23 protein-coding genes and 1 tRNA gene are annotated in these 23,625 nt (G+C 33.0%); 8 read left to right on the forward strand and 16 right to left on the reverse strand.

Annotated elements, in window-relative coordinates; all coding sequences use genetic code 11:
• The first annotated feature begins 5 nt into the window (after window positions 1-5).
• The 3 genes from PBT89_RS07100 (at window position 6) to PBT89_RS07110 (ending at window position 3,283) form a co-directional block, all read left to right on the forward strand.
• The gene (locus PBT89_RS07100) at window positions 6-1,178 is read left to right on the forward strand and encodes a lactonase family protein (RefSeq protein WP_270064031.1); all 1,173 of its coding nucleotides are present in this window, start codon (window positions 6-8) and stop codon (window positions 1,176-1,178) included.
• A gap of 969 nt (window positions 1,179-2,147) precedes the next feature.
• A complete protein-coding gene (locus PBT89_RS07105; RefSeq protein ID WP_270058407.1) occupies window positions 2,148-2,585 on the forward strand; it encodes a cold-shock protein in 438 nt (145 codons plus the stop codon).
• 284 nt (window positions 2,586-2,869) lie between these two features.
• On the forward strand, window positions 2,870-3,283 hold the full coding sequence (locus PBT89_RS07110; protein ID WP_270064032.1) for an IS110 family transposase: 414 nt from the start codon (window positions 2,870-2,872) through the stop codon (window positions 3,281-3,283).
• Window positions 3,284-3,421: 138 nt separating this feature from the next.
• Here PBT89_RS07110 and PBT89_RS07115 read toward each other — a convergent pair whose 3' ends face one another.
• From PBT89_RS07115 to PBT89_RS07130, 4 genes are all read right to left on the reverse strand, one after another.
• Window positions 3,422-4,054 (reverse strand): hypothetical protein, encoded by a 633-nt coding sequence (locus PBT89_RS07115; protein WP_270064033.1) that lies wholly within the window; start codon window positions 4,052-4,054, stop codon window positions 3,422-3,424.
• A gap of 248 nt (window positions 4,055-4,302) precedes the next feature.
• Window positions 4,303-4,629, reverse strand: coding sequence for a hypothetical protein (locus PBT89_RS07120; RefSeq protein WP_270064034.1), 327 nt, complete (start codon window positions 4,627-4,629; stop codon window positions 4,303-4,305).
• A 458-nt stretch (window positions 4,630-5,087) separates the two neighbouring features.
• Window positions 5,088-6,083 carry an IS30 family transposase gene (locus PBT89_RS07125; protein ID WP_270064035.1) on the reverse strand — a complete coding sequence of 332 codons (996 nt, stop codon included), beginning with the start codon at window positions 6,081-6,083 and terminating at the stop codon, window positions 5,088-5,090.
• A 107-nt stretch (window positions 6,084-6,190) separates the two neighbouring features.
• Complete coding sequence (locus PBT89_RS07130) at window positions 6,191-7,741, reverse strand: IS1182 family transposase (protein ID WP_270061606.1); 1,551 nt, start codon at window positions 7,739-7,741, stop codon at window positions 6,191-6,193.
• Between the two features lie 369 nt (window positions 7,742-8,110).
• On the opposite strand from PBT89_RS07130, the gene PBT89_RS07135 reads away from it, so the two are divergent.
• Complete coding sequence (locus tag PBT89_RS07135) at window positions 8,111-9,082, forward strand: IS110 family transposase (RefSeq protein ID WP_270064036.1); 972 nt, start codon at window positions 8,111-8,113, stop codon at window positions 9,080-9,082.
• Between the two features lie 132 nt (window positions 9,083-9,214).
• Here PBT89_RS07135 and PBT89_RS07140 read toward each other — a convergent pair whose 3' ends face one another.
• The 7 genes from PBT89_RS07140 to PBT89_RS07170 form a co-directional block, all read right to left on the reverse strand.
• Window positions 9,215-9,760, reverse strand: a complete 546-nt coding sequence (locus tag PBT89_RS07140; protein ID WP_270064037.1) for a DUF5063 domain-containing protein — start codon at window positions 9,758-9,760, stop codon at window positions 9,215-9,217.
• A gap of 1,358 nt (window positions 9,761-11,118) precedes the next feature.
• Window positions 11,119-11,517, reverse strand: a complete 399-nt coding sequence (locus PBT89_RS07145; protein ID WP_270064038.1) for a DUF4279 domain-containing protein — start codon at window positions 11,515-11,517, stop codon at window positions 11,119-11,121.
• Window positions 11,518-11,764: 247 nt separating this feature from the next.
• A complete protein-coding gene (locus tag PBT89_RS07150; protein WP_270064039.1) occupies window positions 11,765-12,445 on the reverse strand; it encodes an SMI1/KNR4 family protein in 681 nt (226 codons plus the stop codon).
• 157 nt (window positions 12,446-12,602) lie between these two features.
• Window positions 12,603-13,043 carry a hypothetical protein gene (locus PBT89_RS07155; protein WP_270064040.1) on the reverse strand — a complete coding sequence of 147 codons (441 nt, stop codon included), beginning with the start codon at window positions 13,041-13,043 and terminating at the stop codon, window positions 12,603-12,605.
• The gene (locus PBT89_RS07160; RefSeq protein ID WP_270064041.1) at window positions 13,028-13,630 is read right to left on the reverse strand and encodes a hypothetical protein; all 603 of its coding nucleotides are present in this window, start codon (window positions 13,628-13,630) and stop codon (window positions 13,028-13,030) included. Before PBT89_RS07160 ends, PBT89_RS07155 begins: the two co-directional genes overlap by 16 nt.
• Before the next feature lie 879 nt (window positions 13,631-14,509).
• On the reverse strand, window positions 14,510-15,649 hold the full coding sequence (locus PBT89_RS07165) for a DUF3800 domain-containing protein (protein ID WP_270064042.1): 1,140 nt from the start codon (window positions 15,647-15,649) through the stop codon (window positions 14,510-14,512).
• A 745-nt stretch (window positions 15,650-16,394) separates the two neighbouring features.
• Window positions 16,395-16,468: transfer RNA gene (locus tag PBT89_RS07170), tRNA-Met, on the reverse strand.
• A 171-nt stretch (window positions 16,469-16,639) separates the two neighbouring features.
• Between PBT89_RS07170 and PBT89_RS07175 the strand changes: the two genes are divergently transcribed.
• Together PBT89_RS07175 and PBT89_RS07180 are read left to right on the forward strand one after the other, a co-directional pair.
• The gene (locus PBT89_RS07175) at window positions 16,640-17,029 is read left to right on the forward strand and encodes an START-like domain-containing protein (RefSeq protein WP_270058283.1); all 390 of its coding nucleotides are present in this window, start codon (window positions 16,640-16,642) and stop codon (window positions 17,027-17,029) included.
• Window positions 17,030-17,081: 52 nt separating this feature from the next.
• Window positions 17,082-17,927 carry an aminotransferase class IV gene (locus PBT89_RS07180; RefSeq protein WP_270064043.1) on the forward strand — a complete coding sequence of 282 codons (846 nt, stop codon included), beginning with the start codon at window positions 17,082-17,084 and terminating at the stop codon, window positions 17,925-17,927.
• Window positions 17,928-17,953: 26 nt separating this feature from the next.
• Here PBT89_RS07180 and PBT89_RS07185 read toward each other — a convergent pair whose 3' ends face one another.
• The 5 genes from PBT89_RS07185 to PBT89_RS07205 form a co-directional block, all read right to left on the reverse strand.
• Window positions 17,954-18,514 carry a YqgE/AlgH family protein gene (locus tag PBT89_RS07185; protein WP_270058281.1) on the reverse strand — a complete coding sequence of 187 codons (561 nt, stop codon included), beginning with the start codon at window positions 18,512-18,514 and terminating at the stop codon, window positions 17,954-17,956.
• 125 nt (window positions 18,515-18,639) lie between these two features.
• On the reverse strand, window positions 18,640-18,912 hold the full coding sequence (locus PBT89_RS07190) for an HU family DNA-binding protein (RefSeq protein ID WP_013071944.1): 273 nt from the start codon (window positions 18,910-18,912) through the stop codon (window positions 18,640-18,642).
• A 184-nt stretch (window positions 18,913-19,096) separates the two neighbouring features.
• Window positions 19,097-20,041 carry a methionyl-tRNA formyltransferase gene (fmt, locus tag PBT89_RS07195; protein ID WP_270064044.1) on the reverse strand — a complete coding sequence of 315 codons (945 nt, stop codon included), beginning with the start codon at window positions 20,039-20,041 and terminating at the stop codon, window positions 19,097-19,099.
• Between the two features lies 1 nt (window position 20,042).
• Window positions 20,043-21,944 carry a RecQ family ATP-dependent DNA helicase gene (locus PBT89_RS07200; protein WP_270064045.1) on the reverse strand — a complete coding sequence of 634 codons (1,902 nt, stop codon included), beginning with the start codon at window positions 21,942-21,944 and terminating at the stop codon, window positions 20,043-20,045.
• Between the two features lie 2 nt (window positions 21,945-21,946).
• Window positions 21,947-22,486 carry an ATP-binding protein gene (locus PBT89_RS07205; protein WP_270064046.1) on the reverse strand — a complete coding sequence of 180 codons (540 nt, stop codon included), beginning with the start codon at window positions 22,484-22,486 and terminating at the stop codon, window positions 21,947-21,949.
• Window positions 22,487-22,571: 85 nt separating this feature from the next.
• Between PBT89_RS07205 and PBT89_RS07210 the strand changes: the two genes are divergently transcribed.
• Window positions 22,572-22,865 carry a DUF493 family protein gene (locus PBT89_RS07210; RefSeq protein WP_270058276.1) on the forward strand — a complete coding sequence of 98 codons (294 nt, stop codon included), beginning with the start codon at window positions 22,572-22,574 and terminating at the stop codon, window positions 22,863-22,865.
• 111 nt (window positions 22,866-22,976) lie between these two features.
• Window positions 22,977-23,612, forward strand: a complete 636-nt coding sequence (locus PBT89_RS07215; protein ID WP_270064047.1) for a DUF4290 domain-containing protein — start codon at window positions 22,977-22,979, stop codon at window positions 23,610-23,612.
• Window positions 23,613-23,625: the final 13 nt, after the last annotated feature.

Here is a 23,625-nt window from a genome sequence, read left to right on the forward strand (position 1 = left end):
TGAATATGATCAATAAAAAATTGGCTATAGCCATGGTTTTTGCAGGCCTTTCACTTACTGGCTGTAAAAATGAAAACAAAGAAAGTGAAGAAAATATTTCTAAAATGAATGAAAAGAACGCAAGTTTAAATACCGCATTCATAGGCACCTATACCAAAAAGGAAGGTCATGTAGATGGCAAGGCCGATGGTATTCTGTCCATAAAACAAGATCCTGAAACAGGTGAAATAAGATTAGAAAAAACATTAGCTGAAGTTACCAATCCATCCTTTGTAAAGCTTACCAGTGATAACAAATATTTATATGCTGTAAGCGAGTTAGGAGATAAAGACGGAACCTCTGGCTTTATACATAGTTTTCAGGTTCGAGACAATGATAGTTTATATGAAGTAGATAAAGTTTCTACAGAGGCCTTTGCACCATGCCATATCGAAATAGATAAAACAGATAATTTTGCTTTTGTTTCTAATTACATGGGTGGAGTAGTGGTGATGTATCGAATTCAGCAGGACGGAAGTTTGGAAAAGCATAAGCAGCTTAATATGCCAAATTCGGAAAAATCGCATACCCACTCGGTTTCAATTTCTGAAGATAACAAGCATGTTTATATCTGTGATCTTGGTTTAGACAAAATTTGGATCTACGATCTTGATGCCGAAGAAAAAACAATTCAGAAAAATGAACAAGAATCGGTTTCTTTAGCAAAAGGTGCCGGGCCAAGACATTTCGAATTCAGCAAAGATCAAAAATTTGCTTACAGTATGAACGAATTAAATAGTACTATAAGCGTTTTTAAGGTTGAAGAAAATGGAGGTTTAACCTTACTAAATTCGGTTTCTAGTATTCCCGAAGATTTTGAAGAAGATAATAGCGGCGCCGATATTCACATTTCGCCTTCAGGAGATTATTTATATGCTTCTAATCGTGGTCATAACAGTATTGCTATTTTTAAAATCAATAAAGAAAACGGGGAGATTAAGCAATTAGGTTTTGCAAGTACTAACGGAAAAACCCCGCGTAACTTCGCTATATCTAAAAACGGAAGTTATCTTTATGCAGCTAATCAGGATTCTGGCGATATCCAATCGTATAAGATTGATGAAACAAATGGTACATTAGATGTTTTGGGAGATCCAGTGGCCGTACCAACACCTGTTTGTATTGAATTTTTAAATTAAATCCAGTATAAACAAGATCAGGGATTATAGAAATAATTTTTCTGCGTGCCTAATGTATTAATACAAATCTTTAAAATTATAGTTCAGCGCTTATCTGAGTTTAGCTATTTAATATGCTGAAAAGAAGGAATTCAAATTTGACTTTTCTTTAAGCGCTTTTCCAAAAGAGGTGAAATACTTTATGACACAGCTAAGGCAATATTTCATAAAAAATTGAGTTATTTAAACAGTTATAGTCGTTACACTATAAATAGCATATAACAAATCATTAAACGAAAATTTTTAGGTTGATTTTACGGTCGCGATTAACCAAACCTTATAATTTCCAACTTTTAGCGGCTTAGAAAAAGCTTTAGTCATTTGACTAAGGCTTTTTTGTTTTTAGATAATTCTATCTATAATAATATGTTGACTAATTAATAATTTAGAAATAAATTATTATTAATTTGTTAATATTGAATCTGTTAAGAAGTATTTCTTTAAATTTATATTTGTCGTAAATAAATTGAAATGGAAAAGAAGGGGGCAATTCTGAAATAATCGTCACACCCCCTTTTTATTTCAATCTATATAAGAATTAGCCCTGGGATGGAGTTTAGGGACTGCATCCTTTTCTTTTTTTAGATAATAAGTTGCTCTCCTTTATCATAAAGAATAGAAGTAGATCAGAAAACATCAAATTATCCCAATAAGCTCACGAATAAATAGTATATTTGCAATATATTTCAAAATGGTATTTGCTGGCTTAAATAAAGATTGATGTATTTAATCGATCTTTCAATTTTCATTTTTCAGCTACCAATTAGTATGTACAACCAATTCTCAGCATTATTCATTCACGCTGGGTTTATCTTTCTAAAAAGCACATTGTGATATTATATGTGCATCTTGAAGTACTATAATTCTAAGAAATATCGAATATGTTCAGCAATATTTGCTGAGTACTAAATATTAATCTAATTATTTTATATGGGAGACTCCTTTTCTAAAAAACAAAATGCCAAAAAGAAATTATTAAAGAAGAAGCTGAAAGCTCAGCGAAGAGAAGAACGCAAAACAGAAAATGACAAGGGTAAAAGCTTTGAAGATATGATTGCGTATGTTGATGAGAATGGAAATTTGACTGATACCCCGCCAAACGAAAGTAAAAGACAGGAAATTAATGCGGAAGATATTAATCTGGATCACGATCGAGAAGAACGGGTAGAAACTCGTAAAACAGGTGTGGTAATTTCTTATTTTGATAGTAAAGGCTTTGGTTTTATTAAAGAGGACGAATCTGGAGAGAATATATTTGTTCACAGTAATGATGTGCTTAAGCCGTTATCTGAACGCGTAAAAGTGAGCTTTAAAAAGGAAATGTCTCCTAAAGGTTTTAAAGCAACCTCTGTGGATGTTTTAGACTAAATGAATAAATATCTAAGACGGAAATAAATCAATTTCTGTCTTAGATATTTTTTTAAAATTATATGTATTCTATAAATTTTTAGTGTCTCGAGCAGAATAGACTTCATGCTAGTGAACAAGCTGCGATTAACAATAAAAGGGAGCTTAGACGATTTAAACAGCGATTAAAGTTAATAGCGTAACAATTAAAGGAAATAGAGATAGAGATGGCTTTATTAATTGATAAAAGTTCAGATTAACAACAAAGAATCAAACATTTAGAAAGTATTCCTGGAATATCTTTTGTGTCAGCGGCAACAGTAGTTGGAGAGACATTAGGTTTTACAGGTTTTAGTAATGCAAAACAGCTCACTAGTTACGCTGGCTTTGATGTAGTACTTAAAGAGTCTGGAGCTTATAAAGGTAAGACCAAAATTAGTAAGAAAGGAAACAAAAATATCCGTAGAGCTCTTTATATGCCTGCGATGACTGCAGCTAGGTGCAATCCAACACTTAAGACATTTTATGACCGGGTAAAACCTGCTAAGGCCAAACCTATGATAGCTTTGGTGGCGGTTGAAAGAAAACTATTAGTATTGATGTATAGTTTATGGAAAAATGAGATGGATTATGATATAGAGTATGAACAAAAAAAGACAGCAAGAACCAAAGTCCTTGCTGCACAGGATAGAAGCAAAATAATATTAACTTCCTCCTAAAATTTTCCTCAAAAAATTTGTTTTATAACATAGTACCTATCGCCAGTTGGCGGAGTAAGGGACGCGGATTTGTAGGCTTAATATTGGTTTGTTGGTAAAGTTAATTATTTTCTTACTAACGGTGCCGCTTATTGGTGATTAACCGTTGTTGTGCGCTGGCTTTATTATTAATGATAAGCCTATCACACCAATACCTAAAAAATACAAAAGCCAAGAAAACATTCCCATATAAGATGGATATATCTGCATGGCTAAAACTTCAAGTATACCATTAATAATAATTAGTATTCCAATTACTAAGATTATATATTTTAAGATCTTATTGTTCTGAATTTTCAAATAATCATCTGAAAGTAATATGAATCCAATAGCTCCTAATCCTAATGTCAAAATAATTTGAGCTACATAAATCACAAATATTAAATTGGAGGAATCTTCTATTTCCATAAACCCAAATGAACTATAAATTATTCCACTAATTAAGATTAGAATTTTACCAATTTTATTCAATCCCACGTTGTTGACATTCTTTAATAATGAAATTGAAAAGGCAATTATCAAAAATCCGACAAAAAAGTAATTGAAGTATTGAGCCCACTCTAATCCTTTCATTCCTGGTATATTAAATCCAACGGAGAAAAAATAGTTTGTTGCGTGTAAAGTTTCTGTTTCGAAATACCAATAAAGAATTGCAAATCCCAATAGGAATGATAGAAAACTCATTATTCCAAATGTACCTGTGAGTCTTCTTTTGTTTAAACTTCTATTCATTTTTTCTTTTTGTTATTTAGTTCAGATTTTTCTGAAGCTTGCGCACAACCGGATTATATATGGCAAGTAGCGAGCAGATTTGAGTTAATTTTCGGTTCGTCACAAGCCAAAACTTTTGCGTTTTGATTTTTAATTTTAGTTCAAAAAGCCAAATCAAAAGATTTGGCGACCAACCAAGTATAACAAGATTTCCGGTTTAGAAAAACCTTAGCTATTTGTTATATATGGTGTTGTACACTGTGCTTTTTCTAGTAATATTCAATTTTGTACTTGTAATTATCTTCAGAACTGAATCTGTAATCTAAATTTCTTTTATCTATTTCCTTCTGTAACTTAGTATATTTAAAAGTAATAATCGTATCTCGTGCAGTTCCAATTCTTTGATAAGTGTATTTGTTTTTTGAGTAAACATATTTTTCAATATAAGGTTCTTTTAGTTTTCTATTGTAATTTACACTTTTTATCAATCGGTTTTTTTTATCAAAATATGAGGTATCGATTAAAACCAAAGCATTGTCGTAATCAGGCTCTTTTACAGGATTAAATTCCCAAGAACTTGTTTTCGAAACTTTCATTTTATTTTCTGTTTTTATTTCTCTAATAAAACGGATTAGAGAATCAGGTTCGAATCTTATCTGTTTCTCAACATTATTTTTTGAATTATACTCATAGGTAGAAAATGAACGTATAACACAAGTATCTTTAGCAACAAAATCTTCACAATAATATTCAGAATTTTTTTTACCGTTCTTATAATTGATAATTCGATTTTTGTTTCTAAACGTTTTCGAAATAGCATCATAACCGCCAAACCTAACTTCTCTCGTGAGATTCCCAAACTTATTGAATTCGGTTTTTCGAGTCTTTATTAAGCTGTCATTTTGTTTTCTAAATTCAGTTATTGTTTTGATTTTTTGACCAAAACTAATCGAAGTAAACAGGAATATTAATATGTAAAAGGGCGCATTCAAGGTTCTAACGCAACAAGTGTTGCTATTTTTGGTTTAGTACAATTTAGTATAATTTATAAAAACTAAGCAACATTTAGTTTAAATATTTCGTTAGGCGTTTTATAATTAATAATTTTCCTAGGTCTGTTATTGAGTTTGTCTTGCACATATTTTAGTTGCTTAGCTGTAACTTTATTAAAATCAGTTCCTTTATGGAAGTATCTTCTAACAAGTCCGTTCGTATTTTCATTGGTCCCTCTTTGCCAAGAAGCATATGGATCAGCAAAATATACTTTGATCCCAGTTTGTTTAGTAAATTCTTTATGTCTAGCCATTTCTACACCATTATCGTAGGTCATCGTTTTAATAAGGTTTTGATTGAAGCCTTTTAGTATTTTAGCGAACTGACTTGTTACGGTTGCTGATTTTCTGTCTTTTAGATTAATAATACAGACGAACCTGGATTTTCTTTCTACGATAGTACCAATCGCGCTTTTTTGTCCTTTACCAATGATTAGATCACCTTCCCAATGGCCTATTTCTAGTCTGTTTTCAATGTGTTTAGGTCTTTCTTTGATATTGATGATATCCTTTATTTTAGTACCTCTTTTTGTTTTCGCATTAGCCCTTGTACGCTGTGATTTTTGATAGGGCAGTAGTTTGATTAATTTTTTATTCAAACTAGCCTGTCTGTGTCTATAAATATGCATATAGATAGCTTCGTAGGATATTGACATCACCGGATCATTCGGGTATTTATCTTTTAATCTTCCTGAAATTTGATCAGGAGACCAACCTTCTAACAAGCCTTTATACACAAAGAACTTGAGTCTTATGTATGTATTTATTTTATCAAGGTTTCTTTTGTTAAGATAGTCGTCTTTAGCTAACCAATTAGCTAAGGTTGCATCATATTTATCATCAGGATTGACAACCCATTTATTAACCTCTCTGGTAATGGTAGATCTCGACCTGTCAAGCTTTTTAGCTATAAATGATTTTGTCTTGTTTTCTTCTAATAGGGTTTGAATAACGACCCTTTCTTTAAAAGTTAATCGTTTATATTTTTTAATCTTCATTTAAACAAATCTAAGATTTTGATTTGTTGCGTTGAGTTATTGAATCTAAGAATGTGATTTTAAATGACGCACAACGGCAGTCTGTCTCAAAACTACCTGATTTGGTCTTAAAAATAGTTGAAATTAGGATTGAAAACAAATGCACTACTTTCTGTTTCCTTCTGTTTTGGCTCGGTTAAAGCTTTATTTCTTCTTATAGCGGCTTTTATAAGCTTTTTTAAGCTTAAAAAGAGGTTGAATATTAGTTCGTTAAGGTCGATTTTACTGTTGAAGAGTCTTCTTAAATTATAGGCCAGTGCGATGAGTCCAAAGTCGGCTGAAGCTGCTTTAATGCCTCTTTTGGTCATGATATGGTCAAAGCCCCATTGTCGTTTCATGGTGCCATAAGGATGCTCGACCAGTGCCTGTCTTTTTTTATAAAGCTCTCCGCTTTGTTCAATGCGCTTGGCATTGCCCTGGATGCTTTTGGTAAATTGAGTACGCTGGATGATTTTACCGTTGGCTTTAGCTGTGGTACAGTGGCTTCTTACCGGGCATTGTTTGCAGGCTTTGGTCTTGTATTGTTTAAAGGTATAGTTTCTAGCTTTGTACCAGGAGCCATTGCTGGATAAAGTATTTCCCTGGGGGCAGGTATAGGTATCCTCATCAGTATTATAGGTAAAGTTTTCAGCGTTATAACGAGGATCTGGTGCCTGGCTTTTACGTCCAATGGCCGGAATGGCCACCAGGGTATTGATACCCAGACTATCGGCAATATAAAACTCGCTTCCGGTATGGTAGCCTTTATCATAAAGCGCGGTAAAGGTATTGGTTCTTAAAATAGCTTTAGCTCTTCTAAGCATGGTACCCATTGCTTTTTTATCATTTTGATTGGTGAGTTTGTAATCAATGAGGAACTTATGTTTGGCATCTACGGTAGTTTGCGCGGTGTAGCATACCTCGGTAACGGTTCCCCTTACAATTTGATGCCTACTATCAGGATCAGAGGTTGATCGTTGTGGATTTTCAGAAGAAACATCATTGTCCAATTCTTTTTGTATTGCCCAGTATTTAGTCTGTTGCTCTTTACGTCCTTTAATTTGCTCTTCAATTTCTTCGGTCTTTTTCTGGTCGCCATCAGCTATGGCTAGTTCCTGGTTATGCTCTTTGAGCTTGTTATCAATATAGTCGAGATGCCGCTGGATTTTCTTTTTGTTGTAGTTGTTCTTTTTGCTGTTCTGTGCCCTTAGTTTGGTAGAATCCCCAGCGATAAGGGTTCCCCCGATCAGGTTGAAGTTGCGGGCAATGGACACACTTTGGCGGAATACCTTTCGGATGGCCTTTGGGTTTTCTTTTCTAAAGCGGGCAATGGTATTGTGATCGGGTTTCAGGTTTTTAAGCAGCCAGATCACCTCGATATTTCGCTGGCATTCTTTCTCCAATCTTCGGGAAGATCGCATCCTATTCATATAGCCGTAGATAAAGAGTTTGAGCAGGTCTGCTGGATGATAGGGCGGTCTTCCCTGAGAAGCTATGTTTTGAAAGCCCATTTGGGATAAATCTAGCAAGTTTACGAATTGATCGATGAGTCTTACGCTATTATCCTGGGGGATCATATCATCCAAACAGGTCGAATAAAGGCTGAGCTGTTCGCGGTCTTGTCCTTGTTGATATTCCATATCCTAAAGATACGGAATTCTTAGGTTTTGAGACAGTCTGACGGTCTCGTATAACCGTCAGTTACGGGTTTAAAGTTAATGATTTTCGGTTTCGAACTGACTTTAGCAATTCCGAGTGGATTCGGACGCAGTCGAATCCGCCGTAATTGCGGTTATACATCTTAAGTTTGATTCTCATTAATTTTATAGTATAAATCAGAAAGAACAAAGAGAGGATTAAGGTTAAGATATACGTGGAAGCGTTAGACTTCGTCAACAATGATAATCCCCTCTCTTTAACTACTTCAAACACGTTCAGTTCTATGAGGCCAGACCTCGTTTTCAAGTTGTTGTGCAAAAGGTAGTATGCTCTTTCATAAATCAGTTCTTATGAATAAATATAAAGAAACTTTTGGAGTTGACATCAGTAAGGATGTCTTTGATGTTAATGGTAGTGTTTGTGGTTATTCTCAATTTAAGAATGACACTTCCGGCTTTAATTTATTTCTAAAGTCATTATCTCAAGATAGTCTTGTAGTGATGGAAGCCACAGGTTATTACCACTATCGACTTGCACAGTTTCTTTACAAAAGCAGTATACCGGTATCGGTAGTAAACCCTTTGTCAGTCAAGCGTTTTCTCCAGATGAAACTGGCCAAAGTAAAGACAGATAAAAGCGATGCCAAGGCTATCTGTCATTATGGGTTGTCCATTGAAGTTCCACTGTATAATTCTCTTACAGAGGTACAGGCAGAATGCTTGCAACTCTTCAGACTTATGGATAGTTATCTTAAGAAGCGTACGGCTACCAAGAATAAACTTCACGGAGAAGAATCATTGGGTATTCCCTCTAAATATGTTTATAGGTCTTTACAGCGAGATCTCAAGCATTTAAACAAAGAGGTCAAGGGTATTGAAGAGCGTCTACTTGCGCTTGTCAAACAGGAGCAGCAACAGCAACTGAGTTTACTTACCAGTATCCCTGGAATAGGAATCAAGACTGCTTTATTTTTAGTAGTGATTACCGATGGCTTCACTAAGTTTGAGAAGGCATCAGAACTCTGTAGTTATGTAGGAATTACCCCAACGATCCGTGAATCAGGGAGTAGTGTAAGAGGCAAAAGCAGGATTAGTAAAGTAGGTAACCAGAAGCTCCGGAATCTTCTGTTTTTGTGTGCCTTCAATGCTTGCAAGCACAATAGGGCGTGTAAGGCTCTTTATGATCGTATTGTAGCCAAGGGCAAGAGCAAGAAACTTGCTTTGATCGCCGTGGCCAATAAGCTTTTAAAACAAGCCTTTGCTATTGCTAAATCAGGTTTACCCTACGATGAAAACCATGTGTCTGTTTTAGCAAAAGTATAGGTCAAGAAAAAACAAAAAATGAAACAGTTAAGATCTGATGATACAGGTTTTAGCGTGGATCATTTATGTCTCAAATTTAATGTAGAAAAAACTTGGTTTTTACCTCAGTTCTTTGTTAGCCACAGTATTTTTTCACATCGTTTTCTTTCCGTCATAATAAATATAGTGTAAAGCTCGAATTGCATTCACGCAATGATTTCCCCAATGCGAGGTAAATCCAAATTTCAATTGCCAAAGTCCGTCTTCGATAGCTTCATCAGTTCCGATTTGGTCAATTTTATACAGTTCTTCTTTTAAGTCAGCGTATATGTCCGCAACATCATCAACTAACCAGCCTTGTGTCGGTTCGTTTTCCTTTTCATAAGTTGGGTCAAAAACTTCCCAATAAAAACAGTCTTTTCCAAGTGAAGAAATCAGATTGACATTCCGTTTTTTTAGTTCATCTTCCGAAACGTTATCGAATTTCGATTTTTCGCTTGAGTGAATTAAGTCAACCGTTTTTAGGGAAAGTCCGGCGTTATATAATTCAGTCAGTTTTTTATGGATTTGAGGATAGAATTCCTGTTCCGTTATTTCTTTATTTTCAACAAGTTCAATAAATCCGCGTGCAATTTTTAAGAAATCTTGAGATTCCTTTGATTCGAGTAATGATTGTATTTCTTCAGTCAAATTTCGCATTCGTGGTCATATTGTGGCTAACGGGATTGTATATGACAAGTAGCGAGCAAAAATGAGTTAATTTTCGATTCGTCACAAGCCAAAACTTTTGCGTTTTGATTTTTAATTTTAGTTCAAAAAGCCAAATCAAAAGATTTGGCGACTTCCCAAATATACCAAAATTTCCAGTTTAAAAAAGACTTAGCTATTTGTTATATATGTTGTTGGTTACTGTAGCGACACGTCCTGCTGAGAACGATCTGCTGAGCGATTCCAATTCATCGTTCCTGCTTTTAAATTAAATAAGCCTGAAATATCATCTTTGAAATGAATTTTAATGCAAGTTAAATGCGTAACGATTCAAAAAATAGAGTAGTGCTGAGAAAAAATTTTTTATCCGCAACAAATTGTCCACTTCAATTTATCCGCCTGAGTAAGTTTATCAGTTTAATTTAGATTTTTTAATTTTTAATCTACGAAGAGATGAGCCATCCAGATTTTCGTTTCTGCTTTTACCATATGTTTGATAAGTTTCAGTGAATTTAATGATTAAATACTCTGATTTGGTTTCGGAGCTATTGTTACCAACGGCTCCGGTTATGATTTGTTGCGGAAAAGTCGGCTAGGACTTTTCGGTTACGGCTGTAATTTAGCAAATATTCCTGTAATTTTCGGTAGAAAATTCCGCCGCAATGAATTATAACCGATGTTACCCAATGTAGCGACACGCTTTGATTATTTTTTGTTCTAATCCTTTTTTAAAATGTTTTCGGATTTATCGAATATTAATTTAAATGTAATTTGACTTTTTGAGTTTTCGGGAGTGGGAGAGAAAGATTTGAGCATCAAAATTGATTATAGAATTCTCTAATTTAAAGTTTCTCCAGCGTTGCGATGAAATTTTAAGTTGAATTTATCTAATTTGATTTTGAGAGCGATTGGTTCCACGCAACATTAGCTTTTTAAGTTTAAATTTTAATTGAAGTTATTTTAAAATTGGTTCTAGGTATTGCTTAAATCCCAAAAATTACCGTCCAGATTGTACAATTTTCGTTTATATCTTTCTAATTACGTGTCCTCGATGTTGCTAATCCTTTTAAGTTAGAATTTTGATTCAAAGGATTTTGAGCGCGCGATTTTATTGCTTGATTATTTCTTGAGTTTCTAAAATAATTTACTCTCAATTTAACGAATTTTGATTCTAAATCTTCTTCGGTCAGTTTTGTCAGGAGCTATTTTGGGTAACGGTTTTGAGTATGGCTAGTTGCGAGTTGGTTTGCCAGGTTTTGTCCGCTTAAAATTAAATATAGCTAAAAACATCGAATATCATTTAAGTATTTAGCCGCAATTGGCTATACTCATTGTTGGCGTGTCGTTTTTTATTTTTCATTATATATGTCGCAATCTATTTCTCCGTCAATATCTTTCATAAAATTTATTGTCCGTTTACTAAAATGAAGCCCTGGGCTTTCGTCTCCAAGAAAAATCACAACTTCTAAAACATATTTAAACTCAGGGTTTTTAGTTTTCAATCCTATTAATTCGGTTTTATGTTTTTGGAGTTTGTCAATTAATTTTTCGATTTCTTCAAAATAGTATGGATTTATAAGTTTTCCAGAAGACAATTCCCAGGTTGTGCATATAGGAGTTTTTCCATTTTCAAATTTCTTTTTAAAATCCGAAGGTTTTATGGTTAGATATGAGTCAAATTCAGAAAGTCCGAATTTTTCATTTTCCGTTTTTATTGCAAAGTATGTGTATCCTTTTGTATTTGTCATTTTATGATTTAGACCGCATTTTAGATTTTATTAAAGTTAGAAACCAGATAATTCCAAAAAATACAAATCCAATTCCAGATAAAAAAAGAATAGTGCTTATTGGATGTCCGATTTCTGTCATAAATCCTATTCCAATCATTAACCAACTAATTATTATTAATAATGATAAAATTATTTTAGTTTTTCTATTCATTTTATAAATGTACGCCAACGGTTTGGCTATGGTGCGTGTCCCGCAGGGCATGCACTATAGCCGTTGTTGTAAAGCGTTATTTTCTAACCATTCTATCCATTTTTCTAATATTGTTTTGTCGGATAGCATAGTTTTAGTTTCATAGTCATAGAATGGTTCAAATTGCCAATCTTCAGTTCCTACGCAACCTAATTGAGTCCATTTATTTATGAAGTCAATAAAGTTGTCGCCAAGTATTTGTCCGTGAAAATCATCTCCTTCGTGACTTAAATAAACAACTTGATTTCCTTTTTCAGTTTTATCTCCAAATGCGATAACGTCTCCATTTGGGACATCCAAAAAAGGTATTTTATTATACCAAATCTTATCATAATCATCTTCTGGATTTGAAAAACATTCTGTTATCCAACTTTGTATGTTTTTATAGTCGTCTCTCAGTGTTTCAAAATCCCATAAATAACCACGCCCAGCACCACCGAAAATTTCTCGAAATTCTCCTTCAGTTTCTTCTCCTTCAATTTGCCAATCCATTAAAATTCCAGATGAATATTTGGTCAACACTTCTTTGAAATCAGCAGGATACTCAAGATTTAAGTCTTTTTCCAGAATTTCGAATGCTTTTTCCGAAATAGGCTCCTTTATTCTTAATTCTGAATAATCCCAATTTCTTCTTTTGGCAATATTTAGAATCCATTCGATTCTTTCTATCCAATTATTCCAAATTTCTTTATCCATTTTTGTTATTCTAATGCTTTACAACGTCTTCGATTATCGCAAGTTGCGGGATTAGGGACGCGTATTTGTCGGCTTAACCTTTTCTTGATTGGTTTCTAAAATTACACTTTTTATTCGAAAACCGCTATTTGTGATTAATCGTTGTTGTGCATAGTATTTATTCTATACACATTTTGCCGTCTAATCTTTCAGTTTTTCCATTTACGGTGAGAAAAGATTTATAGAAAAAACAACCATTTTCAATTTTTATCATTTCTGTTAAAATTCCGCCATTATCATTTACCAATCTATGGAATTGGCCCATTTTCATTTTGGATTCATCGTATTTTACTCGATAGCTACATTCATCAATCCATTCAATAATGACATATTGTTTTTTCTGAAAGTCAGTTGGTAAAATTCCATTTGGGTCTTCTGTAATTTCTATTTGCGAATTTACATTTCTAATTATTTTATAGCTCAAAGGGGCTTCCTCTGTTGCAGGTGAAGTAAATGTCCCATTTTTAAAGTCTGAGCATTTTAAAACTTGCCCGAAAGAATTGAATGCTGTTAAATTAAAGATTAAAAATATTATAAATTTATTTACTCCGATTTCCATTTATCTTTTCTTTTTTGTTGATCGTTTTGGGTTAAGTAATGTATTGAAATTATCAATTGGATATTAGGGTCACTTAAATCAAAATTTTCTGGATTATGATATATCCATCTTTGTAGTAAATCCATCGATTCAAAATCTCCACTCGCGATTAACCTCTCAGAGTACTCTTTTATTTTTGGATTTTTTGCTCCAACTTCCTCAACATATTTTTGATATTTTCCGTTATATTTCGAACCGAGACTAAAATACTTTAATCCAGTTCTTAAATTTGTAGCTTTTTCAAGCTGCCATATTTGGTCAAATGTTGAATTAGATATAGAATTATATAATTCTCTTTGTTTATCAAAATCTATATTATCTAAAATTGGTTGCCATCCATATTCAATTAGCTCAGGTAATATTGTTAAAAAGCATTTCTCAAAATCAGAATTTTTATTGTTGCAAATTTCACTTTCAAAGAAATCTTTAATTTTCTTCAAATCTTGAATTTGTGAAGAGGTAAAGTTATGTTCTAATTCATTAGTTTTGAACTGGCTTTTACAAGAGAAACTTAATAAAAATATTCCAATCAATAGGAGTTTCTTCATTTCTTAAATATTATGCACAACGTCTTCGTATAATCGTCAGTTGCGGATTGGTTGAAACTAAGATAACTAAAATTACTGAATATTATGCCAACACGGTTTTGTCCGCAGGACGAAATGCCGCAATTGCTATTATACGTTGTTGTAAAATGTAGCGACACGTTCTGATATTTATTTTCTTCTTTTCTAATAAACTAAAAATTATAGTCAGATTTATTGAATATGCGCTTTTAGGAGTTTTAATGTATTTAGTATTTTACAGAGTGGGAGAGAAGCTTTTGAAAGTTTTTCCAGCGTTGCTTTTTAATTTGAAGTTGAATTTTTTAATTATAATTTTTGATAGCGATTGGTTTCAGCGTAATTATTGGCTTTTTAATTTTCAATTATCTTTTTTAATTCTGTTTGCGGCAAGAAGCTTTATTCGTTGTTGCCGAAACTAATAAAATGGTAGCTTATTTTGTACAATTTCACTACTATTTTTTCTAATTTCTGATCTGCGGATTTGCTCATTTATTAAGTTATAAATTTGTTTTGCTGAAATTTAAGAGAGCGATTTTGTCGGTTTATCATTTAAAAAAAATAGTCAAATTTCATCAATTTTTGAGTATTATTATTCTGCTTTCACATCGTTTTTCAGAGCGTGATTTTGTTATTTTTATTTTAAAAATCTTATCCGATTTTATCGAATTTTAGTCATCTGCTATTAGTTCTTTTTTCGACGGGAGATTGGTTCCGGAGCTATTTTTTACAACGGTCTTGAGTATGGCTAGTTGCGAGCTGATTTTACAGGCTTTGTCCGCTTGAAATAAATTTAGCTAAAAATATCGAATATCGATTAAGTATTTAGCCGCAATTGGCTATACGCATTGTTGTGCCTCGTTTTTATTTGTTTTTATCAATTATATCTTTTAATTCATCAAAATTTTCTAATATATCTAACTCTTTTCCTGATGCTAATTTTATCGCTTTTCTCATCTCATTAATTCGATTGAGCATCGGTAAAATTATTCCATTGCCGTGACTAACAAAAGATTCTAGATCTTTTCGTGTAGTTGGTATTTTATATCCACTCCGACTTGACGAAATCAAAACTCCTTGATCTCTTAAATTTCCAACTACTTTTGTTCTAAAATACTCTTTCTTTAAATCAGAATCTCTGCTTTGATTTAGATGTTTGAATATTTCATCTGTTAAAACAAATTTTGATTTATAATAAACTCTTTGAAAGAGTAGTAATAATTTTAAAAAGTTAATTTGATCAACTTTATATTGTTCATCTCCAAGGCAATTGTCTAAAAATGAATTGATTCTTTGAAGGCTTACTTTTGCAATTAATGGGTCAAATTCATTATCTGTATTCGCTTGTTTGACTTCTTCAAACGAATATTTTTTGGGGAAGAAATTAAGATCACTTAATTTAGGTTCAATAATTTTTTTAAATTCATCTGAGTATTTACTAGCTTTTGTTATATCGAATATAAACCCTAATGTTCCAGCTATAAAATCTGCTAACTGAATTAATTTTTCATTTTTACTGTTTTTTATGTCAAAATCACTCCCAGAGAAAAGATTCTTTGTATGATGTTTATGCACGTATTTTTTAAACTCTAACATATAATCATTTCCTCCGTGCTCGTCAACGTATAAATCTAATTCAGGAAATGTTCTAAATAATTCTTTATATAATAGATTGTTGAGATATTTATAAAATGATTTTTTGTATTTAAAACCTTGACCAATTAATTCTCTTTTATCTATAATTACAGCGTAGATGGAAAAGTCAAGTTTTACAATATCTTCTAGTATTCTAATTCTTCTTTTATGATTTTTAGAAACCTTACTAGATTTTATTTCTCCCGTTTGAAAACCGTGTTTTTTTCTTATTTCATCTATTGACTTTTCTAGATCATTAACTTTGTCTGGTTTGCATATTATTGAAGCGACAATAAAATGGCTACCTTGCGAATCAAACTTAAAGGAATTATTCCCAAATTCATCAACATATGCTACTTTACTAATCATTTTCTTAATTTTCAGATTTTTTTCTTTAAATGAGGCACAACTCGTTATATCATCATAAAAATACGCTTTTATCCGATTCAGTTTCCAGATATCAACACTTTTGATATTTTTTTCTAAAAAAAAGTTATTGACTTTAAATTAAAAATTGCTAGGGGTGTTAAAATAGCTTCGAACCCTATACCAGTTATTTATTAATGCTGACAAGGCCTTTATCGGACTAAATCCAAACAAAACCTGACTTAGAAAGATATTAGTTATATACCGAATATTAATGTTTGAAAATTAGAAGTGGAACTGTTCCATTTTAAGTTTCATTTAAATTTTTAGCAATTACTTTTTGTCTTGCTTAGATCTAGTTATTCTTTATGAGCCTTGAATAATTAGTTACGGTTAAAAAATAAGAGGATTGAGAAACCCCTAAATTTTCAATTATTCAGTTATTGATATAGTCTTATAAAAGAAAAAAGAAACTTTAAATTTTGGCAAAAATTCAGAAATCCGCCACTACTTACTGGTGAAACAATTAAAAATAATGTTAAATATTAAACTTAGAAAATGAGGTAATAGTTATTTTCTCGATTAAATTTTCGGAATAAAACTTTGAATTTGGTTCCAATTGCTATCAAATGAGATCATTCTAAGTTACTCTCTTCAATTTATTCGAAATAGCTAAAATTCTGTACTTATTCTGTACTAGGTGTAAAAATAAAAAGCTTCACATTTCTGTGAAGCCTTGATTTCCTAGTAGCGAGACCGAGATTTGAACTCGGGACCTCCGGGTTATGAATCCGACGCTCTAACCAACTGAGCTACCTCGCCATATCTTGCAGTATTACTGCTATACAAGACATTTGCGGTGATCTGCAAATGCGGGTGCAAATATATAAACAATTTGAAATGCTGCAAACATTATTTTCAAAAATATTTAAATTGTTTTCTTTTAATGTTACTAATTAATATATATATTGCTCGAAACTAATAAATCGAAAAATGGAAGATAAGATAAAGTACGAAATGGAATTTCCAATACATGCTTCTCCTTCATTGCTATATCAATATATTTCAACTCCTTCAGGATTAAGTGAATGGTATGCCGACAATGTAAATTCGCGAGGCGAATTATTTACCTTTATATGGGAAGGTAGTGAAGAACAAGCTAAGCTTGTTAGTAAAAAAAGTGATGAGCGTGTGAAATTTAGATGGATGGAAGAAGAAGACACCCCATTTTACTTTGAAATTCGTATACAAGTAGATGATATCACCAAAGATGTATCTATAATGATTACTGACTTTGCTGAAGATGAAGACGAAGTGGAAGAAGGAAAAATGCTTTGGGAAAATATGATTTCAGATCTTAAACAGGTTTTGGGATCGGTTTAATATTCAATATTTAAAACTTACCTTTGCCCCGCTATAAAACGGGGCTTTTTTTATGATCAATTTTAACGGAACTCTAATAGAAGAAAATAAAGCTAATTTATCAATTACCAATCGTGGTTACGCCTATGGTGATTCAGTTTTCGAAACAATAAGAGTTATTAACGGAAAAGTAATGTTTTGGGAAGATCATTACTTTAGATTGATGGCATCTATGCGAATAATGCGAATGGAAATTCCAAACCAATTTTCACCTGAGTTCCTAGAAGAAGAAATTCTTAGTTTAATAAAAGAGAATAAACTTGAGACGAAATCTGTTCGCGTTAAATTTTCAGTTTTCAGAAAAGAAGGAGGCTTGTATACTCCAGAAGTTAGAGATATTGAATATTTTATTCTTACTTCAGAAATTAAAAATTCATTTTATATGCTGAATGATGATTTTTATGAGGTGGAACTTTTTAAGGATCATTATGTGACTTCGGGATTGTTGTCTACCATCAAATCAAATAACAAAGCAGTTAATGTTTTGGGTGGTATATTCGCTAAAGAAAATGATTACGACAACTGTTTATTGATAAACGAGAATAAATCTATAGTAGAGGCTTTAAATGGAAATCTCTTTCTTGTAAAGGGAAATACAATTAAGACGCCACCACTAACAGATGGAGCTCTAAACGGCATTACTAGAAAACAATTAATAAGTATTCTAAAGAAGTTGCAGGAATATAAATTTGAAGAGAAATCTATTTCTCCATTCGAATTGCAAAAAGCAGATGAGCTTTTTATAAGTAATGTAATTGTAGGTATTCAGCCCATTTCAAAATACCGTAAAAAAGAATACAAAAATGCAATAGCCAGAGATCTGCTTGCCAAGTTAAATGCAAAAGCAAGATTAGGCTAGGGAAAAATCGTCAATTGCGGAATTTCCTAATTGTAACTAGGGTTTTCTGGTGCGTTAGACCATAAAACATATTCACCACCCAATTGCATCATTTGGTCTTTCCAGAAAGAATCGTATGGCCTTTCGATAACATTTTTCTGATCTTCGTTGGTTACCACGATCCACGAATTTGCATCTAGCTCAACATTTAATTGCTCCGCATCCCAACCTGAATACCCAAGAAAAAATCGAATTTGCTTCTCATCAATCAAATTTTGAGAGATCAAAGTGGTTACGGCATCAAAATTTCCACCCCAATAAATGCCATCTGCAATTTCTACACTATCGGGAATCAAATCTGGTATGCGATGTATAAAATAGAGGTTGTCCTGCTCTACGGGACCTCCATTATAAATTTGAAAGTCTACATTCAAATCGGGCAGAAGATCTTTAAGTGTGAAATCCAGCACCTTATTTAGGATAAATCCAACAGAGCCATTATTAGAATGTTCAGCTAATAAAACGACCGATCTGTTAAAAGAGACATCTCCTATTATGGAAGGCTCTGCTATTAAAAGGTGGCCTTTAGAGGGTTTTAGTGCAATCATAGGCATACTTTTTAACTAATCTAACTAATAATTATTAGGCATACAAAAAAAATATTGAAAAAAAATAATAAAAAAAGCTTTCCGATAGGAAAGCCTTAATACTTTAACTTAAAAGCTGAAAATTGTTAGTTTACGGCTTTTTGTAAATCTGCACCAGCTTTAAATTTTACTACATTTTTAGCAGCAATTTTAATTGTTTTTCCAGTTTGTGGATTTCTACCTTCACGTGCTGCTCTTTTAGATACAGACCAAGATCCAAAACCTACTAATGAAACTCTATCTCCTTTTTTAAGAGAAGTTTCAATTCCTCCTAAAAATGATTCTAATGCTTTTTTAGCTGCCGCTTTAGAAATCCCTGCGTCTTCAGCCATTGCGTCGATTAAATCTGTTTTGTTCATAATTTAAATTTAAATAATTGTTGGTTAAACACTTTGTTCAATTGCTCTTACAAATTTATATGGATTTCTCAGCCGTGCAAGTAATAGCAAGGGAAAACGGATACTTTGTTGATAACTTTGGCAAAATGTTAATAATTGATTAAGAAAATTATTGATTTTTTATGATTTCAGTATTCATCAGGGTTCAGAGCATATAGGCATCCTTCTCTAAAGTTAAACCGTTTAGCAAATCTTTTATTCTCATTTTGCGTTTCCCAGGTAACTGAATTTCGTTCACGAAAATAAATCCATCTGATGTTGCTATTTTAATTTGATTATCTTCAACACTTACTTTTCCTAAAGACTCTTGATGTTCTTTTAAAAGCATTTCACAATCAAAAATCTTTACATTCATCTTTTTTCCATTCATAAAATAACACCAAGCTGCAGGATAGGGGTTGAGGCCGCGAATAAGATTGTAAATAGCAGTAGTATTTTGTGTCCAATCGATTTTGGTATTTTCCCGGGTCAATTTTGGAGCGGGTTTTAACTCCACTTCTTTGTTTTGTAGAATTGTTTCTACTTCACCATTTTCGATTAGCGTTAAGGTGTCTAAAATAAGGTCTGCTCCCAAATGCATTAATCGATCATGTACCACACCAACGTTTTCTGTTACTTTTATATCTACTTCTTTAGATTTAATAATGGCGCCAGTGTCTATCTTTTCGTCAATAAAGAATGTAGTTACACCAGTTGTCTTTTCGCCGTTAATTACAGCCCAGTTGATGGGTGCGGCGCCACGATATTCGGGTAGGAGAGAAGCATGTAAATTAAAAGTGCCATATTCTGGGAACTTCCATACTTTTTCTGGTAACATTCTAAATGCTACTACAACCTGTAGATTGGGTTTTAATTCTTTGAGCTGATTTTCAAATTCTTCAGATTTTAAATTAGTGGGTTGTAAAACAGGTAAACCTTTAACAAGTGCAAATTTTTTAACGGCGCTCTGGTTTAGTTTTCTGCCACGTCCTGCTGGTCGATCGGGTGCAGTTACCACACCAACGACGTTGTAGCCCGCTTCGAGAATTTTTGCAAGACCTTCTACTGCAAAATCTGGTGTTCCCATAAATAATATTCGTAAATCTTTCATTTTAATTGGCTTTGTAGGTATTTGTTGGTGTTCTTATAATTCTATTTTTTTCAACTAAAAGGCGTAAAACTTGTAAAATATGAGATTCAGAAAAAGCTAATTCAGCTACCAATTCGCGCGATGATTTTTCAGAATGTCTCAATTTTTTAATGATTTCCAAATAAATCATATTCATTAAATTCCGAGTTAATTTACCGGTTTGTTGTTGTGTGCAAACCGAGCAAATTCCGCAGTCATCTATTTCTTTCTCTCCAAAATAACTTAAAAGCTGTTTACTTCTACAGCTTTTGTTATTATCGATATAGTTTAAAACCTGCTCTATTTTTTCTTTTTTATTCTGAAGATATTGCTGAATGAATTTAGTATGCGGTATCAAAGTTCGCTCGTCTTCTCTTGGTACTAAAAACGTAACAGAAGCATCATGCTGAGCATAATCAAACTCAATAATTTCATCTTTCTCTAACTTCTGAAGTAAGTGCAGTGCTTTGTCTTCAGTAAGATTTGTCTTTTGCGATAAGGAAGAAATATTGATAGCAGTGAGATTTTCGAAAACACCACCATAGGTGCGTAAAATAGCTCTTGCAAATTCAGAAATTTCAGGGCGTGATTGCAAATAATGGTTTAAACTTCCTGGCGATACTTCAAATTTTACAAGTGTCTTTTTGTGAAATTCTTCACTCAGTTTCAGTATGGAACAGCGTTCTAATATTTGCAAAGCTGAATAGGCTTTATGAATATTGAATGAGTATTGTTTGCAAAAAGAGTTGAAGTTAAAGTTAAATATCTCTTGTTCACCTTCGCCGTATGCTATTCTAAAATAGCTAAATAACTTCTTATAGATTTCTTTAATTTCGGAAACTGAAGGTAATTTTGCCAAAAATTGATTCTCTAAAACAGGAATATCGCCTTTATTGGTAATGGCTGTGGCCGTTGCAAACTTTCCATCTCTACCGGCACGCCCGGCTTCCTGAAAATAACTTTCTAGATTTTCTGGTAAATTTAAATGAATCACGTGGCGCACATCGGGTTTATCGATTCCCATACCAAAGGCGGTTGTTGCGACCATTATCCTAAATTTATTGTTTAACCAATCTTCCAGTTTTCGCTTTTTTTCTTGCTGTTTCATTCCGCCATGAAAGGCTTCAGCCTGGTATCCCTGGGTTTTTAGATAGTTTGCAATTTCTGTAGTTGCATTTCTACTTCTTACGTAAATGATAGCTGTTTCTTCAGCCGAAGTTAAGAGCTTAGAGATTTCATAGAATTTATCTTCAGCAACCTTAACATTATAGGCAATATTGGGACGATAAAAGGACTTTTTGTGCAGCTTTAAGTCGGGTAACTCTAATTGATCCTTTATGTCCTCGATAACATCCAGAGTTGCGGTTGCTGTTAACGCAATTAATGGAATTTCAGGTTTTAACTCCTTAAAAATTGAAATATTTCTATATGCTGGTCTAAAATCATGTCCCCATTGCGAGATGCAATGTGCTTCGTCTATTGCGACTAGGTTTACATTCATTAATCGGATGCGCTCCTGTACAAGCTCCATTTGTAATCTTTCTGGTGAGAGATATAGAAATTTATAGTTTCCATAAATACAATTATCCAGTTTTTTATCTAAATCGTCAAAGGAAATTCCTCCGGTAATCGCCATAGCCTTTATCCCTTTGGATTGTAGACTGCTTACCTGATCTTCCATTAAAGCAATTAGTGGAGAAACTACAATACAAATGCCATCTTGTAAAAGAGCAGGTACTTGAAAACATATAGATTTTCCACCCCCCGTAGGCATTAGAGCAAGTACATTTTCCCCTTCAAGAACTGAAGAGATAATAGGCCATTGCAGCGATCTAAACGCTTTATGCCCCCAATATTTATTTAATATATTTAAAGCTTCCTGCACTATTAGGGCTCGATGTTCTTTAAAATAAAATCAGCTCTTTCTTTTACTGTTCCGGTAGGTACAATTAAGGGTTTATATCCGTAATTCTTGTACGTATCAGTTAAAAAAAGTGATATTTTTTCAGCTTCAGCGAATGTTTCATATCGTTCATTATCGCTCTTATAAATTTTTTCCCATGGCGGTAACATAAAAACCTGTTCGTATTTCCTTTTCTTGCAGATAGAAATAAAAGGCTCGTCGTATTTTGTATTAAAATAATCCATATATGCCACTACGTCATGTACGCCACGATCTATAAATATAAGATCCTCTTCAAAAGCTTCTGCTTCTTGATATTGCGCATCTCTTCCTTCCAAAAGTTTCTCACTAAATAAGAGAGGTTGCTCTAAAAATAATTGATCTATCCCTTCTTTTTGAGCTTCTAAAGTAACCTGTCTAGAAATCTCATGCAGGCAGGTGTAGCCTCTTTTTTCCAATTCGAAAATTATCGAAGATTTTCCCGTTCCCGGTCCCCCGGTTATTACAATTTTTTTTGCTTTCACCCTGCAAATTTCGACATTTGATTTTGATTATAAAAATGGTATAAAGCTTGTATCTTTGTTACCTTAAATTTTTGAACAAAGAATTATGAGTGAATCTAAAAATCCTGACGAATTTTACGCAAAACTAAAAGCTCAACTTCAGGATACAGCCATTTGGCCTTCAGAATATTTATATAAATTTATTGTTCCTTCAAGCGAAGAGAAAATAAAAGGAGTAGAGGATGTTTTTGACAATATGGGGGCGGTTATTACTACTAAAAAATCTAAAAAGGGTACATACACCAGCGTTTCTGTAAATGTTACGATGAAAAATCCTGATGAAGTAATTGCCAAGTATAAAGAAGTAGGGCAAAAAGTAGAAGGCGTAATCTCGCTATAACACTTTTATTGCTAAAAAGCCGTTATTATTATTCAACTTAGTTAATATTTCTTATTTTGCAGGCAGAATAAACTTCTGCAATTAAATATTACCTAATTTAAATCTATTTTTTTGACAAACGCATTAGAATATAACTCTGAAAGGAGTACGTTGATAATTCCTGAATACGGAAGACATCTACAGAAAATGGTAGAGCATGCTGTAAGTATTGAGGATGATGAAGAGAGAAACCGTGTTGCTAATTCTATTATCTCGGTAATGGGAAATATGAATCCGCATCTTCGTGATGTTGCAGATTTTCAACATAAATTATGGGATCAACTTTTTATAATCAGTGATTTTAAATTAGATGTAGAATCTCCGTTTCCTAAACCTAGTCGTGAAAAGCTAGAGGAACGCCCTGATACTCTTGATTACCCACAAAATTTTCCGAAATATCGTTTCTACGGTAACAATATTAAAAGGATGATCGATGAGGCTAAAAAATATGAGGAGGGTGAATTTAAGGATGCATTAGTATTAGCGATTGCTAACCACATGAAGAAATCTTTTCTTAATTGGAATCGTGATACTGTAGATGATAATGTGATTTTTGAGCATTTGAAAGAGTTGAGTGGTGGCGAATTAAATCTGAAAAATTCTGACGAAGATTTAAGCGATTCTTCTAATCTTATGCGTGGTAAAAAGAAATTTACCAAAAATAATAATTCTAAAAGATCGGGTCGCAAACCCCGTAAACGTTACTAAAATTTAACCAATT

Source organism: Zunongwangia sp. HRR-M8, from assembly GCF_027594405.1.
Taxonomy (GTDB): domain Bacteria; phylum Bacteroidota; class Bacteroidia; order Flavobacteriales; family Flavobacteriaceae; genus Zunongwangia.

What these genes read in the sequence shown, in the direction of transcription:
- PBT89_RS07100 (WP_270064031.1), top strand. Translation starts at nt 6, where the DNA reads ATGATCAATAAAAAATTGGCTATAGCCATGGTTTTTGCAGGCCTTTCA.
- PBT89_RS07105 (WP_270058407.1), top strand. Translation starts at nt 2,148, where the DNA reads ATGGGAGACTCCTTTTCTAAAAAACAAAATGCCAAAAAGAAATTATTA.
- PBT89_RS07115 (WP_270064033.1), bottom strand. Translation starts at nt 4,054, where the DNA reads ATGAATAGAAGTTTAAACAAAAGAAGACTCACAGGTACATTTGGAATA.
- PBT89_RS07120 (WP_270064034.1), bottom strand. Translation starts at nt 4,629, where the DNA reads ATGAAAGTTTCGAAAACAAGTTCTTGGGAATTTAATCCTGTAAAAGAG.
- PBT89_RS07125 (WP_270064035.1), bottom strand. Translation starts at nt 6,083, where the DNA reads ATGAAGATTAAAAAATATAAACGATTAACTTTTAAAGAAAGGGTCGTT.
- PBT89_RS07130 (WP_270061606.1), bottom strand. Translation starts at nt 7,741, where the DNA reads ATGGAATATCAACAAGGACAAGACCGCGAACAGCTCAGCCTTTATTCG.
- PBT89_RS07135 (WP_270064036.1), top strand. Translation starts at nt 8,111, where the DNA reads ATGAATAAATATAAAGAAACTTTTGGAGTTGACATCAGTAAGGATGTC.
- PBT89_RS07140 (WP_270064037.1), bottom strand. Translation starts at nt 9,760, where the DNA reads ATGCGAAATTTGACTGAAGAAATACAATCATTACTCGAATCAAAGGAA.
- PBT89_RS07145 (WP_270064038.1), bottom strand. Translation starts at nt 11,517, where the DNA reads ATGACAAATACAAAAGGATACACATACTTTGCAATAAAAACGGAAAAT.
- PBT89_RS07150 (WP_270064039.1), bottom strand. Translation starts at nt 12,445, where the DNA reads ATGGATAAAGAAATTTGGAATAATTGGATAGAAAGAATCGAATGGATT.
- PBT89_RS07155 (WP_270064040.1), bottom strand. Translation starts at nt 13,043, where the DNA reads ATGGAAATCGGAGTAAATAAATTTATAATATTTTTAATCTTTAATTTA.
- PBT89_RS07160 (WP_270064041.1), bottom strand. Translation starts at nt 13,630, where the DNA reads ATGAAGAAACTCCTATTGATTGGAATATTTTTATTAAGTTTCTCTTGT.
- PBT89_RS07165 (WP_270064042.1), bottom strand. Translation starts at nt 15,649, where the DNA reads ATGATTAGTAAAGTAGCATATGTTGATGAATTTGGGAATAATTCCTTT.
- PBT89_RS07175 (WP_270058283.1), top strand. Translation starts at nt 16,640, where the DNA reads ATGGAAGATAAGATAAAGTACGAAATGGAATTTCCAATACATGCTTCT.
- PBT89_RS07180 (WP_270064043.1), top strand. Translation starts at nt 17,082, where the DNA reads ATGATCAATTTTAACGGAACTCTAATAGAAGAAAATAAAGCTAATTTA.
- PBT89_RS07185 (WP_270058281.1), bottom strand. Translation starts at nt 18,514, where the DNA reads ATGATTGCACTAAAACCCTCTAAAGGCCACCTTTTAATAGCAGAGCCT.
- PBT89_RS07190 (WP_013071944.1), bottom strand. Translation starts at nt 18,912, where the DNA reads ATGAACAAAACAGATTTAATCGACGCAATGGCTGAAGACGCAGGGATT.
- fmt (WP_270064044.1), bottom strand. Translation starts at nt 20,041, where the DNA reads ATGAAAGATTTACGAATATTATTTATGGGAACACCAGATTTTGCAGTA.
- PBT89_RS07210 (WP_270058276.1), top strand. Translation starts at nt 22,572, where the DNA reads ATGAGTGAATCTAAAAATCCTGACGAATTTTACGCAAAACTAAAAGCT.